Origin of the sequence: Clostridium sp. KNHs205 (assembly GCF_000702945.1) — a bacterium.
Taxonomy (GTDB): domain Bacteria; phylum Bacillota; class Clostridia; order Lachnospirales; family Lachnospiraceae; genus Anaerocolumna.
On sequence record NZ_JNLE01000003.1, the window covers coordinates 3,301,735 to 3,318,087 of the forward strand.

The window sequence follows — 16,353 nt, forward strand, 5'->3', positions numbered from 1 at the left end:
GGTGGCCTTAAGTGAGTGCATTGGAAAAAGTATTGGATCAGTATAATTCACGTGTTTACAAGAATCGTAAAGAACATATGGTAGACATAGGAAACAATGAAAATGATAATCAGATTGCAGCGAATGTTCGTACCATACCAGGAATTATCACTCAACGCGGCTGCTGTTATGCGGGCTGTAAAGGTGTAGTTTTAGGCCCTATCAAGGACGCTCTTCAGATAGTACACGGGCCTATCGGCTGTTCCTATTATGCATGGGGTACAAGGCGTCATAAAGGAAAGAAAGAAGAAGGCATCGATAATTTTCTGCAGTACAGCTTTTCAACTGATATGCAGGAACCGGATATCGTATTCGGCGGTGAAAAGAAGTTGAAACAGTCAATTACAGAAGCGGTGGATCTGTTTCATCCTTCCACTATATTTATCTGTTCAACCTGCCCCGTAGGTCTTATTGGTGATGATATCCATGCAGTTGCAAGATGGGCGGAGACGGAATACGGTATCAAGTGTATTGCCTACAGTTGTGAAGGTTATAAAGGCGTCAGCCAGTCAGCAGGCCATCATATTGCAAACAATCAGATCATGCGTTTTGTAATTGGCGAAGGTGACAGACAGATCAAGAATAAATTCTCGGTTAATCTCTTAGGCGAATACAACATTGGTGGTGACGGTTGGGAGACAGAGAGAATCCTTAAGAGAATCGGTTATGAAATAGTCTCCACCTTTACCGGTGACAGCAGTATGGAGGATTTAAAGAATGCACATCTTGCAAATTTAAGTCTGGTGCAGTGCCACCGTTCCATTAACTATATTGCAGAAATGATTGAAGAGAAATATGGTACACCCTGGATGAAGGTAAATTTCATAGGGGTAAAGGGAACCATGGAAACCCTGAGGAATATTGCAAAATACTTCAATGATGCGGAACTTACCAAAAAGACAGAAGAAGTAATTGCTGATGAAATCGGACTTATTCATGATGATATGGCATATTACAAGAGCAAGTTAAAGGGCAAGACGGCGGCGATCTATGTAGGCGGTTCCAGATCTCATCATTATCAATTCCTCCTTCATGATCTTGGTGTGAATACTGTCCTTGCAGGTTATGAGTTCGGGCACAGGGATGAATACGAAGGAAGAGAAGTCCTTCCCTTTATTAAACCCGATGCAGACAGCAAGAACATTGAATCCATAACCGTTGAACCGGATAAGGAGAAATATCATCTATATCTTTCAGAAGAAGAAATAGGTAAACTGAAAGAAGAAAAGCTCATAGACTACTATGGCGGGCTTGTAAAGGATATGCCCGATGGAACCTATATGGTGGATGACCTGAATCATTATGAGACAGAAGAATTCTTGAAAGTATTGAAACCGGACATTTTTTTCTCCGGTATCAAAGATAAATTTATAGCACAAAAAAACGGTATCCTCTCAAGACAGCTGCATTCCTACGATTATAGCGGTCCCTATGCAGGTTTTCGAGGAGCTGTGAACTTTGCCAGAGACGTAACTATGGGGATTTATACCCCGGCCTGGAGTTTTGTAAAGGCTCCCTGGAAAACTGCTCCCATCCTGGAAGGAACCTTAGGAGGTGAATAAAAATGCTTGATTACACAAAGAAAGAACCCTATGAAAGAACCGCCTTAAGAGTGAATCCTGCTAAGACCTGTCAGCCGGTAGGTGCAATGTATGCGGCACTTGGTGTCCATGAATGTCTCCCTCACAGTCATGGTTCCCAGGGATGCTGTGCCTTCCACCGAATGTTCTTAACAAGACATTTTAAGGACCCTGCAATGGCAGCCTCCAGTTCCTTTACGGAAGGAGCCTCCGTATTCGGCGGCGGCAGTAACTTAAGAACCGCGGCAAAGAACATATTTGAAATTTATAATCCGAAAATAATCGCAGTGCATACCACCTGTTTATCTGAGACTATTGGTGATGACTTAAATGAAATCATTAAAAGCATTGATATTCCGGAAGGAAAGTTCATTGTCCACACCAACACCCCCAGTTATAAAGGTTCCCATGTAACAGGATTCTCCAACATGGTAGGAAGCTTCATCAGCTATTTATCGGTTAAAACCGGTAAAAGCAACGGCAAGACAGCACTTATTCCCGGTTTTGTAAATCCTGGTGATATGAGAGAGATGAAAAAGCTTGCAAAGCAGATGAAAGTACCCTTTACGATGCTGCCGGATACCAGTGGCGTAATGGACAGTCCTATGACCGGTAAGTTTGAAATGTATCCCAAAGGCGGAACTACGGTAGAGGAGATTATTGAACTGGGTGATTGTGACCAGACTCTGGCCATCGGTAAATTTTCCAGTGAATGGGGTGGTCAGACATTGCAGAAGAAGTGTGACGTTCCTTATAAATTACTCTCCATGCCTATTGGAATTACACAGACCGACAACTTTGTAATGGCTCTTCAGTCCATTTCAAAAGCAGAAGTGCCCTATGAACTGGAAGAAGAGAGAGGCCAGCTGGTTGATATCTTAATTGATATCCATCCCTACACCTATAATAAGAAGGTTGCCATCTACGGCGATCCGGATACGGTTATAGGACTTACAGAATTTGTTCTGGAAATGGGTATGATACCAAAATACGTACTGACCGGTACACCTGGTGAAGCTTTTGAAAACGAAGTGAAAAGCCTGTTTGAAAAATACGGCATGAAGGATTGTCAGGCTAAAGCTTATGGAGACTTATATGAGCTGCACCAGTGGATCAAAAATGAAGGTGTGGATCTGCTCATAGGAGGCACCCACGGAAAACATATTGCCAGAGCAGAGGATATTCCTTTTATAAGAGCGGGTTTTCCGATTATTGACAGATATGTGCATTCTTATATGCCTTTGGTAGGTTATAAGGGAGGTATGAGACTGGCAGAACTGATAACCAATGCTCTTATGGACAGACAGGATAGAGACAGCCTGGAAGAAGATTTTGAAATGGTTATGTAATTTAGATCAGTTTCTATTTTCTAAGAATAGGGCATATCTGAAAACTATTGTACCTTCTGACTGTTTAATGATGCCAGATAATACCAGATAGGTTACAAACACATTCTACTATCAAATTATAGTTATATGAAACTCCCGTAATTGTGACACAGCTGTCATTATACGGGAGCTTTGTTTATTTATAGAAATTGTATAGAAAGGAGCGGGTCTATGGAGAATGCCAATGTTTTAGATGACAGAAAAGATTTTATCTATGAGAAGAAGGATGGCTGCGGTGGAAATGGCATGAAATGTGATGCCAACAGTGTGTCCGGCTCCGTCAGCCAGAGAGCCTGTGTCTATTGCGGTGCAAGAGTCGTATTAAACCCCATAACAGATGCTTTTCATATCGTCCATGGCCCTATCGGCTGCGCCAGCTATACCTGGGATATCAGAGGAAGTTTATCCAGTGGTGAGGAACTCTACCGTAACAGTTTTTCTACAGATTTAAGAGAACCGGATATTATTTTCGGCGGTGAGAAAAGACTTACTCTGGCAATTGAGGAAATAGCAGAAAAGCATCATCCAAAACTGATATTTGTATATGCTACCTGTATTGTAGGTGTAATCGGCGATGACGTGAATGCAGTATGTAAGGCCATGTCAGAAAAATATGATATGCGGGTAATACCGGTGAAATCTCCTGGTTTTTCCGGAAATAAATCTGTGGGTTATAAAATGGCCTGTAATGCAATTATGGAGCTGATATCCTGTCATAACCCCAAGAAAAGAAAAGGTGTCAATATCCTGGGGGATTTCAACCTGGCTGGTGAAATGTGGATAATCAAGGATTATCTAAATAAAATCGGGATTCCTGTGGTATCGACCTTTACCGGTGATTCAAGCTACGAAACACTTATTGAAGCACCGGCTGCCCAGTTAAATATCGTACAGTGTGCCGGTTCCAGTACCTATCTGGCAAACCGTATGGAAGAAGAAATGAATATCCCTTATATCAAGGTGAGTTTCTTTGGTATTGAAGATACGACCAGTTCTCTCATACGAATAGCTGAAGCACTCGGGGATAGTGAGGCCAGGCAGAAGGCAATTGACTTTACACAGGCTGAAACGGAGAAATTACAGGGTTTCCTGAAACAGTACCGAAAGAATCTTGAAGGCAAAAAAGCTGCTATTTATGTAGGGGGTGGTTTTAAGGCTATTTCCTTGATCCGGCAATTTCAATCCATGGGAATGGAGAGTGTAGTAGTGGGTACTCAGACCGGCAAGAAGGATGATTATGAAGTGATTGAGAGCCTGGTAGGAGAGAATACGGTTATTCTTGATGATGCAACACCGGCAGAACTTGAGAAATTCATGAAGGAAAAAGGAGCAGATATTCTGGTAGGAGGAGTAAAAGAGCGCCCCCTGGCCTATAAGCTTGGGATTGCTTTCTGCGACCATAACCATGAACGGAAACATCCATTATGCGGATTTGACGGAGTTATTAATTTTACTAAAGAAATAAACAGCAGTATGAATAATCCGGTTTGGAAATATATACAGGCTGAAATATAAAATTCCTTGAAGACAAATTACAGAGTGAAGGGAATTTGCTCTAAAGGGAGCATTTGCTCAGAAAGGAGCAAGGAAATGAGAGGAAATCTAGTTAATCTAAATGTAAACCCATGTAAGATGTGTATGCCCATGGGAGCTGTTACTGCCTGTTACGGTATAAAAAAATGCATGTCCATCCTTCATGGCTCACAGGGCTGCAGTACTTATATCAGAAGACATATGGCAACCCATTATAATGAACCGGTAGATATTGCTTCCTCTTCTTTAACAGAGGAAGGAACTGTATACGGCGGAGAACAGAACTTGTTAAAGGGACTGAAAAACCTTATTACTATTTACAAACCCGAGGTGATTGCAGTAGAAACTACCTGTCTGGCAGAAACAATAGGAGAGGATATTGACCGTATTATTGATAAGTTCTACAGAGAGAACCCGGAAGCAAAGGAGGTGGAGATTATCTCCATACCTTCAGCCGGTTATGCCGGAACACAATTTGAAGGTTATATGAAAGCCCTGTACAGTATTGTAAGCCAGGTTCAGATGGATGAAAACAAAAATAATAAGATCAATGTTATAACTGCTCCCTTATCTCCGGGAGACACCAGATATCTGAAAGAACTTTTGGAGAGCTTTTCCCTGGAATATATACTGTTACCGGATTTATCCGAGAATCTGGACGGAGTATATCAGCCGGAATATGAAAAGCTGCCTTCTAAAGGAACAGATATAAGAGATATACGGAAAATGGGAGGTGCAGTCTTTACCATAGAGATCTCCTCCTTTACGGAAGAGAATCCCTCTGTTGCCGAATACCTGTTTGAGAAGTATCAGGTACCCTATGAGAAATGCAATATGCCTGTCAGTTTAAGAGATAACGATACCCTTATTCGCTTATTGTCAAAACTGTCAGGAAAGGAGATTCCTGAAAAGATAAAAAAAGAAAGAGGCAGATTCCTGGATGCCATGATTGATGCCCATAAATATAACGGGGAAGCCAGAGCAGCTGTTTATGGTGAACCTGATTTTGTGTACTCTGCCGTAAGGCTTTGTGTTGAAAACGGAATTTTACCTATTCTGGTTGCTACCGGCTCCAAATGTCCTTCTATAATACCTAAGCTTACGGAAGAAATTAAAGAGGTTGCTGATCGTTATTTTGTTGAGGATTTTGAAATTCTCAGTGATACGGATTTTAAGACCATCGAGGAGAAGGCGCGGGAATTGAAGGTAAATGTCCTGATTGGTAATTCAGATGGCAGAAGGATTTCTGAAAATCTAAAGATTGATCTTGTCAGAAGAAGCTTTCCGATTCATGACAGAGTGGGCGGTCAAAGACTAAGGACTATAGGCTATAATGGTGCGCTTACCTTTCTTGATGACATATCCAACGTAATATTAGCAGGTAAGGAAACCGGATTTCGTAAAGAACTCTATGTAAAATATTTCAAAGAGGGTTTACAGAATGGGGTGGAGATGGAAGATAAAAAGAACCAGTCTGAGAAGCTGCAGAATGAGAATCAGAATGTCTGGACAAAAGCAGCAAATATAAACGAAAAAATAAAAGTTGCGGCAGAAGCAACAGAACGAACACCCGAAGAGAAGAGTAAGACACATCCTTGTTTTAATTGCGGAGCTCATGATTATGCCAGAATGCATCTTCCTATTGCTCCGAAATGTAATATCAGCTGCAACTATTGTGTAAGGAAGTATGACTGTCCCAATGAAAGCAGGCCGGGGGTTACAACACAGGTACTAAACCCGGAAGAAGCCTATGAGAAATACCTGTATGTTAAGAAAAAGGTTCCAAAGCTCTCGGTAATCGGTATTGCAGGTCCGGGTGATGCTCTGGCTAATTTTGAGGAAACAAAGCGTACACTGACATTAATCAGACAGGAAGATAAAGCCGTTACTTTCTGTCTTTCCACCAATGGACTCATGTTACCTCAATATGCAGAAGAATTAATTGCTTTGGGGGTATCCCATATTACCGTAACGATGAATGCCGTGGACCCAAAGATTGGTGCTAAAATCTACCGCCATGTGAACTATATGGGAAATTCTTATTTCGGGGAAACCGCAGCAGCTATTCTGATGTCCAACCAGATGGCAGGGATTAAGATGCTGGCTTCAAGGGGAATTGTCTGTAAGGTTAATATTGTTATGATAAAGGGAGTAAATGATGAACATATACCGGAAGTGGTGCGTAAGGTAAAAGACCTTGGAGCAACAATCACAAATATTATGCAGCTGATTCCGGTAGAAGGAAGTGTTTTCGAGAAATTACCGTTAGTAAACAATCAGGAAATCATGGCAATGAGAAAGAAATGCGGTGAGACCATGAAGCAGATGTATCATTGCAAACAATGCAGGGCAGATGCAATCGGTGCTTTGGGGGAAGACCGTTCCATTGAGTTTAATGCCTGTCATGGGAAGGGAGCACCGGAGGAAAAAGAAGAAACACACAAGCAGCAGGGAGTACGCAAGCAACCGAAATTATCCGAACAGCAGGAAATCCAAGTACTATATAAAATCCAGGAACAGGTTGACCGGCAGGAACTACTCGAAGGACAGGAACTACCTGACCGGCAGGAACTATACGACCATCAAGAAACGCTAAAACAAGAGAAAACACACGAACAGACCGAAGAACAACAGGAAAGAAACAAGCACATCTATGTTGCAGTAGCAACAAAAAGTGGTGTTCTGGTTGACCAGCATTTCGGTCAGGTATCGGAATTCTATATCTTTGAATATAAAAATGGTATTGCTCAGTTTAAAGAAAGACGGGTAGTGGAGAAATATTGTAATGGTGCGCTGGATTGCGATGAGAAGGAGGATAAGATTACCTCTATCTTAAAGACTATTTCCGACTGTATAGCAGTTGTAGCCATGCGTATAGGTGAATCACCCAAATCAAAATTAAAGGAAAAAGGTATTCATGTACTTACTACCTATGACAGAATTGAAGATTCTGTTATAAAGGCAGTTATTGAATGTAAATTATCAGTATAACCGAACCGGAAAGTATAACTTGCAAAGAAAGCCTGGCTGCCGGTAGCTGATAGTATATAAATTAAATGTATAATAATAAGAAAAGGAGAGTATTGTTATGGTAAGTCCTAAATATCATATTTTTGTCTGTACCAGCTGTAGAATCAATGGGGTGCAAAAGGGGTTTTGCTTTTCAAAGGATTCTGTCGATATCGTTCAGAAATTTATGGAGGGTGTGGATGAAAGAGATTTATCCAGTGATGTAATGATAACCAATACCGGATGTTTTGGAATTTGTGAAAAAGGACCGGTTGCGGTGGTTTATCCGGAAGGTATATGGTACGGCAACTTAACAGAGGAGGATGTTGATACTATTATAGAACAACATTTTGAAAACGGAAAGCCTGTAAAAGAGCTGATGATATAGAATGATAAACCTTGTTAACGGATAAGAACACGAATAGTCAGGAGGGGTACATGATGCTTCGTATAACAGATAATACCTTAACCGGATTTGACAAATGCCTGCCTTCAAAGGAAGAACTTCATTTATTTTGCAGATTGCTAAGAGATATCGGTGTTGATGTAATTGAAATATCACTTGCTGTTTATGAGAAAATGGAGTACCTGCCGGATGACGGTAAATATATCCTTCAGGTTGACTATGCAGAAGATATAGTCAGGTATACAGGTTTTTACCGGTATACCTGTCATTTTCATGAGAATCTGGAGAATCTGATGCCGGAAATTCAGATTAATGACATAAGAGAGATTATCAAACTCCGTGCAATCTCCCACTGCAGGGAACTACGGATTGCAGGTCTTGACGATTTAATGTGTAACGGTTATGATAAAGCTATGGAAGAAATTAAGAAAAACCTTCCAAATACGAAAGTGAATCTGAATCCGGAAAATACATATCATTGTGCCAGCGCTTTGGCCATTCAGTGGCTGTTAAGCTATGGCTCCGATGTTACGGTAAGCTTTGCAGGTCATAAGAATAACGGTGCGACAGAAGAAGTACTTATGGCACTCCGTCTTGCGGTCAGGCATAAACCGAACAAAGATCTTACAGTATTGCCGGCACTTACTAAACTCTATGAGAAAATCACCGGAACAAATATAAGTAATAAAAAACCTGTAATAGGCAAATGTATCTTCAAGGTGGAATCGGGTATTCATGCCGATGCGATGAGCAAGAACCCAGCCATCTATGAAGCCTATGAACCGGCTTGCGTAGGAGGAAAGTCAGAGCTTGTCATTGGGAAGCATTCTGGTACCAAGGCGGTTAAGATGAAGCTGGAAGAACTTTTTCTGCCGGTACCGGAGGAAACAGTAATACTAAAAATGCTTGACAAGATTAAAGAAGTCTGTTCGGATAGCCGAAGCAGTCTTTGTGATGAAGAGTTCGCACAAATTGCAGCAAAGGTGGGTGCTAATGAAGGAATTAAAATACATCGTTGATACAACCTTAAGAGACGGGGAACAAAGCCCCGGAATTGCTCTTCGCAGAGAAGATAAGCTTAAAATTGCAAGACTTCTTGACAATATCGGTGTATATGAAATAGAAGCCGGAATACCCTGTCTCGGACAATCAGAAAGTGATTGTATAGGAGAGATTGTTTCCTGTGCCAGAAATTCAAAGATATCCGTATGGAGCCGCATGAATGTTGAAGATGTAAAAAGGTCCTTGGTCTGCAAACCCCATATACTTCATATCGGAACTCCTGTATCTTATATACAGATTTATAGTAAACTTAAGAAAAATAAAGCCTGGGTTCAAAAAAATATTCTGGATTGTGTGGATATATCCTTAAGTCAGGGAATAGATGTGACGGTTGGGCTGGAGGATGCGTCCAGATCGGATATCGGTTTTATACTAAGCCTTATTAAAGAACTAAAAAAATCCGGTGTTAAGGTTATACGGCTGGCAGATACCGTAGGCGTCTTAACACCGGGCAGGACGAAAGAAATTGTTGAAACTATCAAAGCGCATACAGATATTGAAGTTGAAATGCATGTGCACAATGACTTGGGTATGGCAGTTGCCAATTCAATTATCGGTGCCAAAGCAGGAGCAGCTTATATAGACTGTACCCTTTTTGGTATCGGTGAAAGAACAGGCAACTGTAATTTCTATGATTTTATCCATGCCAGTGAAGATATCTTTCAGTTTGCAATGACAAAGAAGCAAGTCAGGGAACTGGAAGCAGAATGTTATGAACTCTTAAAGGGAGCAATGTAGCGGGAAGACAATCCCTTGTCATACTTTATTCTGTCCTGAAACCGGCAATCAATGCCTTTAATTCTTCCGCACGGCTGTTGACATTACTGCTGACTTCGGCAATCGATAACATGGAAGCTAAGATTTCCTCTGATCCTGCAGAAGTTTCTTCTGTAGTTGATGCATTTTCCTCTGCGCTGGCAGACAGACTGCTGATATGTGATACCACGTTATTACAGCTACGGCTCATTTCCTGACTGATGGAGTCCAGGGTTTCTATCTGCGAATTGATTACTTTCAGGCTGTCAGTAATGGAAATGTATTTATCTTTTGTTTCAGTTACACTGTTTGTCTGGGTTACAACAGTTTCTTTCACCAGATTGCTCTGCTGGTTGGCAAGCTGTGCGTTATACTGCAGATCTTTTAGCATCTCATTTATGATATCTACGGAATGAGAAGACTGTTCTGCAAGCTTTCTGATTTCATCTGCTACGACTGCAAAGCCTTTACCGGCTTCTCCGGCTCTGGCAGCTTCAATGCTGGCATTTAAGGAGAGCAGATTGGTCTGTTCAGCAATTTCAGAGATTAAGGTACTGGCTTCTCCGATTCTTACAGCGCTGGCATCTATTTTCTCAATAACTTCAAGAATCTGATAGAAAGCCTCCTGACTGCTTTTGTTAACCTCTGATAGGGTGGTAACCAGTGTAAGTCCTTCACGCCCGGCCTCATTGATCTGTTTTGCTGCCTGTGTTAAGACAACTGTACTCTGGGTGTTGCCTATAATAATTTGTTCAAGTTTTTCTAGTTCCATAACGGACTGTTCGGTATCGGAAGCCTGAGAAGTAGCTGTAGAAGCAATTTCTCCGATGGCTTTTGCGATTTCTCCCGTAGCAGTGCTTACTTCTTCTGCATTCCTGGTCATCAGATCAGCAGAGTCGCTTACCTCCCTGGAGGTTCTGTTTATTTGTCCTACAATTTCTTTTAAGGAAGATAATACAGTATTAAAGGAGGTGGATAATATACCCAGCTCGTCTTTGCCATCCAATTTCAAGGGTTGTAATGCAAGATTCTGTTTTGCCAATTCATTCATATTAGCAGTGATAGTCCGAAGGTGCTTTCTTAAATAGGTTATCATCACAAAGGAAAGCAGTAATATCAGCGTAATGATTAATATTGTAAAGGCCACAACCTGAAGTATTTTAGCTGCAATATTCTCTTGCAGCTGCTGGGAGGAATAATCTCCGTATAGCACCAGCAGATCCTGCATATTATCAAGTGAGCCTCTGGCAGCATTAAAAGCTGTTTCCATACTGTGGAAATCCCCATCCCCTGTCTCAGGATTATAGGAAGCTTTCCAGATATCAAAATTACTATTAAACTCTTCCAGTAACATTTTTAAGGTCTTGTCTTTTTCCAGATAACCATTAGGGTCATCTTTCGATTCTGTGCCATTTAGCAAGATAAATAAACTATGTGGAGTATAGGAATCAAGGATCTTTTGATTATTCTTTAGTATTTCCGTGATTTTATTGGCGTTATCACTTGCCTGCTGTGCATTTTGTGAATAAACAGCATTTAAATCTATCAATAATTGTTCATCAGAAGTATCGGCTGAGTTAATCAGCAGCTGGAGCTGCCGTACAGCCTGATCGGCTTGATAAAAGTCTCTGTCACTGCTTAAGAGACTGGTATGAACAAGATATAAATCGTTGTAGAATATTTCCTTACTCTTATTAAAGGTGGAATTGTTATCTGCAGCGTATACATAAAGCAGCAGAACTAATTCCAGTATAGCAGGAATTATCATAAGCAGCAGCTTATTTCTTAAGGATAAATTTTTTAACATTGAGTTCCTCCTCACCCTTTGAAAGGTATCGTATAGTACTTAAATTACAAGATATAGATTGAACTCTCCAATATCTTAGGATGATTATAGCAAAGAAGTTTTAGAATATCTACATATATTTTTAAAATATAACAATATACGACAAAATAAGCAGCTGCACCCTGCAATGGCTGCAACTGCTTATTTTGTTACATAAATCCTGTGAAAGTATATAATACTTATGTTGCTTTAATATTTCTTGCATATTCCGGTCTATCTAACATGGGACACAAGTATATAATACTTATGTTGTTTTAATATGCCATGGTTATAATTCACCATTTGAATCAATAAAAGTTGTATTTTTTAACCACCTGCTTGTGAGAAAAGCTTGAATATATGGCGCCTTTAAACCAGAGGCAGGTTAATAAACGTAATTCAACCAAGGTTTTTATTTACTGATAATCTTTCATGTAATCACCATGGGCTTCAATTAATTCATCGCACATATTTCTGATATCCTCTGGATTTAATTCAGCAGCAGTGTGAGGGTCTAACATAGCTGCCTGGTATATATAGCTGCGGTCTTTGGTTACAGCAGCTTCTATGGTCAGAAGCTGAGTATTGATATTTGTCATATTCATTGCTGCACATTGTACCGGAAGACGTCCTACATGACATGGGTTGATACCCCTGTTATCTACTAAGCAGGGAACCTCGACACAGGCATCGGCAGGAAGATTCTCGATGAGACCTTTATTCAGTACATTGCCGCCGATTTTATAGGGCTTACCGGTGACTACTGCTTCCATTATATAAGAAGCGTATTCGTGGGAACGGGTATGAGTTATATTTCCGTTATCCAGAATTCGTTCCTTTTCAGATTCCCAGTCAGCAATCTGATTGATGCACCTGCGGGGATATTCATCAAGTGGAATGTTGAATTTATCAATCATTTCAGGGTAGCGGGATTTAATGTAGAGAGGATTGTATTCTGCGTTATGCTCACTTGACTCGGTGCAATAATAACCAAAATTACGGATATAATCAAACCTTACCATATCATCATGTTTCTCTTCGGCATTTTTCTTTGCAGCCCTTTTTTTGATTTCCGGATACAGGTCATTGCCGTCCCGGTCTTTCAGTTCCAGAAGCCAGCCCATATGGTTAATACCGGCTATCAGCTCTTTGCGGCCCTCTAATTTTTCCTCCATCCCCAGCTTCTTTAAAAGACCTTCAGAGCAGACCTGAACACTGTGGCATAAACCGACGGTCTGAATAGTTGAATAACGCTGTATATAACCTGTAAGCATTGCCATTGGGTTGGTATAGTTAAGAAATAATGCTTCGGGGCATACTTCTTCCATATCTCTTGCGAAACCTTCCATAACAGGAATTGTACGAAGCGCCCGCATAATACCTCCAATACCCAGGGTATCAGCGATTGTCTGTCTTAGACCGTATTTCTTAGGAATTTCAAAATCAGTTATGGTACAGGGATCATAACCTCCGACTTGTATGGCATTAACTACAAAGTCAGCATCCTTTAATGCAGCCTTTCTGTTTTCGATTCCCAGATAGGTACTGATTGTTGCACGGCCATTATTTATGTTTTTGTTGATTGCATCAAGAATTATCTGGGATTCTGCAAGTCTTTTGGCGTCAATGTCATAAAGAGCCAATTCACTTTCCTGTAATGCCGGTGTACACATACAATCACCTAATACATTTCTTGCAAATACAGTACTCCCCGCACCCATAAATACAATTTTTATCAATTTTTCCTTCCTCCTGTTTCTTAATGATTTGCTATATTGATTTTACAATTTTAAGGAAGGAATGTCTTTCTATTTTGTTTCTAAAAACTTGTCATTATGTTGCAACTCAATGCGATTTACGGTATTTAAGCGGTGAAAGACCGTAATTGTCTTTAAAATAATTAGAGAAGTAGTGTTCATCGTGAAAGTTCAAATCCAGGGAAATTTCTTTTATGGTCATATTTGTATTAAGGAGCAGCAGTTTAGCCAGCTCCATTTTTTGCTTCATTAAGTATTTATAAGGTGTAATACCAAAGGCTTGCCGAAATATTCGAATTGTTTGTGAAGGTGAGCGATAAATTAACTTACTAAGCTCGTCAATTGTAACCTGTTCTTTATTATGCTTGTCCAGATAGGCCTTTAACAACACTGCTTCTTCAGATTTGACAGCTGCAGTTAAATGCTGCTCTTTTAAATAAAGTATCATTTCGAAGAAAATAAGAGCGGCAGCCCTTTCAAAATCCCTGCTGTTATCTGCGCTCTTAGCCGTTTCCAATATGCGAAAAAAGAAGGAGCTCAGTGGTACGTCTTTCAGATGCATCAGATGATTCAGGCTATAAAGTGAAAGTAGCATTTCAATTAGAGAGCCTTTGGCATTAAACCATATCTTGGTCCAGGGATTGTCCTTGTGTGAAAAATATTCATGGTTGCTTTTTCTCTTTAAGATATAAACATCCCCTTTTACCGCTGTAAATACTTTTCCATCACAGATAACAGTGCCTTCCCCTTCTAAAATATATTCGAAAATATAAATATCACTTGTCTTTCTGGATATACGATAGGATTCATCACAATAGGAAATACCTGTCATTTCTATATAAAATTCAGCCTCATCCAAGTCGCCCTGAAGGAAACTGTAAATATCTTCATGCATGCGTATAATCCTCACTTTATTTATCATTAAATCTATTTTTAATACCGAAATATAGCATTATAATACAATTACCTTCAAAGAAAGTAAAGAGAATCAGGTAACAAAATTTAGATGCATAAAAATATACTGGAATCAGAAACCAGGAATTCTACAGGAGGAAGCTAAATGAGTAATTTTACAAGGAATCTTACAGGGGAAGAACAGAAAGCCAGAGCGGAATATCCAAGACCTCAATTTGTCAGAGAGGAATGGATGAACCTGAATGGGGAGTGGGAATTTGAATTTGATTACGGAAAGAGCGGCATTGACAGAAAGTTGTTTGAGGGCGGTGCCTTCTCAAGGAAAATACAGGTTCCATTTTGCCCGGAAAGCAGCCTGTCCGGAATCGGCTGCAAAGACTTTATGAACATGGTCTGGTATAGAAGAAAGGTTTCATTAACACCGGAAGCGGGTAAGAGGGTTTTACTACACTTTCAAGGAGTAGATTACCATGCCATAGTATGGATCAATGGCAGGAAAGCCGGAGAACATAAGGGAGGTTATACACCTTTTACAATTGACATTACAGCTTACCTGACAACAGGCGATAATACAATAACCCTATGTGCAGAGGATGAGGTCAGATCAGCTGAGCAGGCAAGAGGAAAGCAATGTGAACAATATTATTCTTCTGGTTGTGATTATACAAGGACAACCGGTATATGGCAGACAGTTTGGCTGGAATTTGTTCCGGAGAGTTATCTGGATAAGTTTAAGTTCTATCCTAACGCATCAGCCGGACTTCTTAATCTGCAATGTAGCTTAAAAGGAGCAGCAGAAGGGCTGATAATAAAGGCAGAAGCTTATTTTAATGGTAAGTTTATGGGGGAAACGGAGTCTCTTGTCTTAAGTAATGAGGCAGAACTTAGCCTTTCCTTAATGGAGAAATACCTTTGGATGCCGGGAGAACCAAAGCTCTATGACCTTAATATCTCTTTATGGAAGGATGAGACTAAGGTTGATGAGGTAGCCAGTTACTTTGGACTTAGGGATATTTATTATGATAAAGAGGGTGTACGCATCAACGGCAGAAAAATATTTCAACGGCTTGTACTGGATCAGGGCTTTTATCCGGAGGGTATCTATACGGCTCCATCAGACGAAGCACTAAAACAGGATATTCTGTTGTCTATGGAAATGGGATTTAATGGCGCCAGGCTCCACGAGAAGGTATTTGAACCACGTTTTCTGTATTGGGCTGACCACTTGGGCTATCTTGTATGGGGTGAATATGGTAATTGGGGACTTGATATAACCAAGAGTACCGCATTAACTGTATTTCTTCCCGAATGGTTGGAAGCGGTTGAAAGGGATTTTAACAGTACCGCTTTAGTAGGCTGGTGCCCTTTTAACGAGACTTGGGATCAGAACTTTACAAGACAGGAGGACTCGGTACTACGTATTGTCTATGAAGTCACAAAAGCTATTGACGGTACAAGACCTGTTATTGATACCAGCGGTAATTTCCACGTTGTGACAGATATCTTTGATATACATGATTATGAACAGGAGGAAGAGCTGTTTGCCGGAAAGTTTAAAGCCATGGGGGAAGGCGGGGATACTTATGTCACCTTTCCTGACAGGCAAAGTTATAATGGTCAGGCATATTTTGTGTCGGAATACGGCGGCATCTGGTGGAGTGAAACCGATAGTGAAGGCTGGGGTTACGGTGAAAGACCCGGAAGCCGGGAGGAGTTTCTAAAACGCTACAGGAGTTTAACTACTACTTTGTTAAGAAATAAGAGAATAAGCGGCTTCTGCTATACACAGTTATATGATGTGGAGCAGGAGGTTAATGGACTTTATACGTATAAAAGAGAAGCTAAATTCGATCCTGCTCTTATTCGTGAAATAAATATACAAAAAGCTGCTATTGAAGAATAAATGGGTATGTGCGATAATACATTAAGATTAATATGATAGTTGTACAGCCCTGCCTGATTCCTAAATCCCTGTAATAGCAAAGGAAGCTGTATAAAGTATCTTGATTGCTAAATTTACATTTGATATTACCATGTTATAGTGAATGTGACGAATTTTTATTATGCAAATGACTCACAGAAG

General features: G+C 40.4%; 11 protein-coding genes. 8 read left to right on the forward strand and 3 right to left on the reverse strand.

What is annotated here, in order from left to right; translation table 11 throughout:
- The first annotated feature begins 11 nt into the window (after positions 1-11).
- The 7 genes from nifD (at position 12) to BR73_RS0113705 (ending at position 9,755) form a co-directional block, all read left to right on the forward strand.
- Positions 12-1,601, forward strand: a complete 1,590-nt coding sequence (nifD, locus tag BR73_RS0113675) for a nitrogenase molybdenum-iron protein alpha chain (protein ID WP_197032666.1) — start codon at positions 12-14, stop codon at positions 1,599-1,601.
- A gap of 2 nt (positions 1,602-1,603) precedes the next feature.
- Positions 1,604-2,968, forward strand: a complete 1,365-nt coding sequence (locus BR73_RS0113680) for a nitrogenase component 1 (protein ID WP_033165985.1) — start codon at positions 1,604-1,606, stop codon at positions 2,966-2,968.
- A 210-nt stretch (positions 2,969-3,178) separates the two neighbouring features.
- Positions 3,179-4,522: a nitrogenase iron-molybdenum cofactor biosynthesis protein NifE gene (gene nifE / locus BR73_RS0113685; RefSeq protein WP_033165986.1), complete on the forward strand. Its 1,344-nt coding sequence runs from the start codon at positions 3,179-3,181 to the stop codon at positions 4,520-4,522.
- A 75-nt stretch (positions 4,523-4,597) separates the two neighbouring features.
- A complete protein-coding gene (nifB, locus tag BR73_RS26795; RefSeq protein ID WP_035297512.1) occupies positions 4,598-7,531 on the forward strand; it encodes a nitrogenase cofactor biosynthesis protein NifB in 2,934 nt (977 codons plus the stop codon).
- Between the two features lie 97 nt (positions 7,532-7,628).
- Complete coding sequence (locus tag BR73_RS0113695) at positions 7,629-7,937, forward strand: 2Fe-2S ferredoxin (RefSeq protein ID WP_033165987.1); 309 nt, start codon at positions 7,629-7,631, stop codon at positions 7,935-7,937.
- A 50-nt stretch (positions 7,938-7,987) separates the two neighbouring features.
- Complete coding sequence (locus BR73_RS0113700) at positions 7,988-8,974, forward strand: hypothetical protein (protein ID WP_051685199.1); 987 nt, start codon at positions 7,988-7,990, stop codon at positions 8,972-8,974.
- Positions 8,949-9,755, forward strand: coding sequence for a homocitrate synthase (locus BR73_RS0113705; protein WP_033165988.1), 807 nt, complete (start codon positions 8,949-8,951; stop codon positions 9,753-9,755). The genes BR73_RS0113700 and BR73_RS0113705 overlap by 26 nt, the downstream gene beginning before the upstream one ends.
- A gap of 25 nt (positions 9,756-9,780) precedes the next feature.
- On the opposite strand, the gene BR73_RS0113710 is transcribed toward BR73_RS0113705, so the two are convergent.
- The 3 genes from BR73_RS0113710 to BR73_RS0113720 all read right to left on the reverse strand — a co-directional run bounded on the left by BR73_RS0113710 (position 9,781) and on the right by BR73_RS0113720 (position 14,250).
- Complete coding sequence (locus BR73_RS0113710) at positions 9,781-11,580, reverse strand: HAMP domain-containing methyl-accepting chemotaxis protein (RefSeq protein WP_033165989.1); 1,800 nt, start codon at positions 11,578-11,580, stop codon at positions 9,781-9,783.
- A 434-nt stretch (positions 11,581-12,014) separates the two neighbouring features.
- Positions 12,015-13,337, reverse strand: a complete 1,323-nt coding sequence (locus BR73_RS0113715; protein ID WP_033165990.1) for an alpha-glucosidase/alpha-galactosidase — start codon at positions 13,335-13,337, stop codon at positions 12,015-12,017.
- 106 nt (positions 13,338-13,443) lie between these two features.
- Entirely contained in the window at positions 13,444-14,250 is an 807-nt protein-coding gene (locus tag BR73_RS0113720) for an AraC family transcriptional regulator (RefSeq protein ID WP_033165991.1), read from the reverse strand.
- Between the two features lie 165 nt (positions 14,251-14,415).
- Between BR73_RS0113720 and BR73_RS0113725 the strand changes: the two genes are divergently transcribed.
- Entirely contained in the window at positions 14,416-16,173 is a 1,758-nt protein-coding gene (locus tag BR73_RS0113725; protein ID WP_051685200.1) for a sugar-binding domain-containing protein, read from the forward strand.
- Positions 16,174-16,353 lie beyond the last annotated feature (180 nt).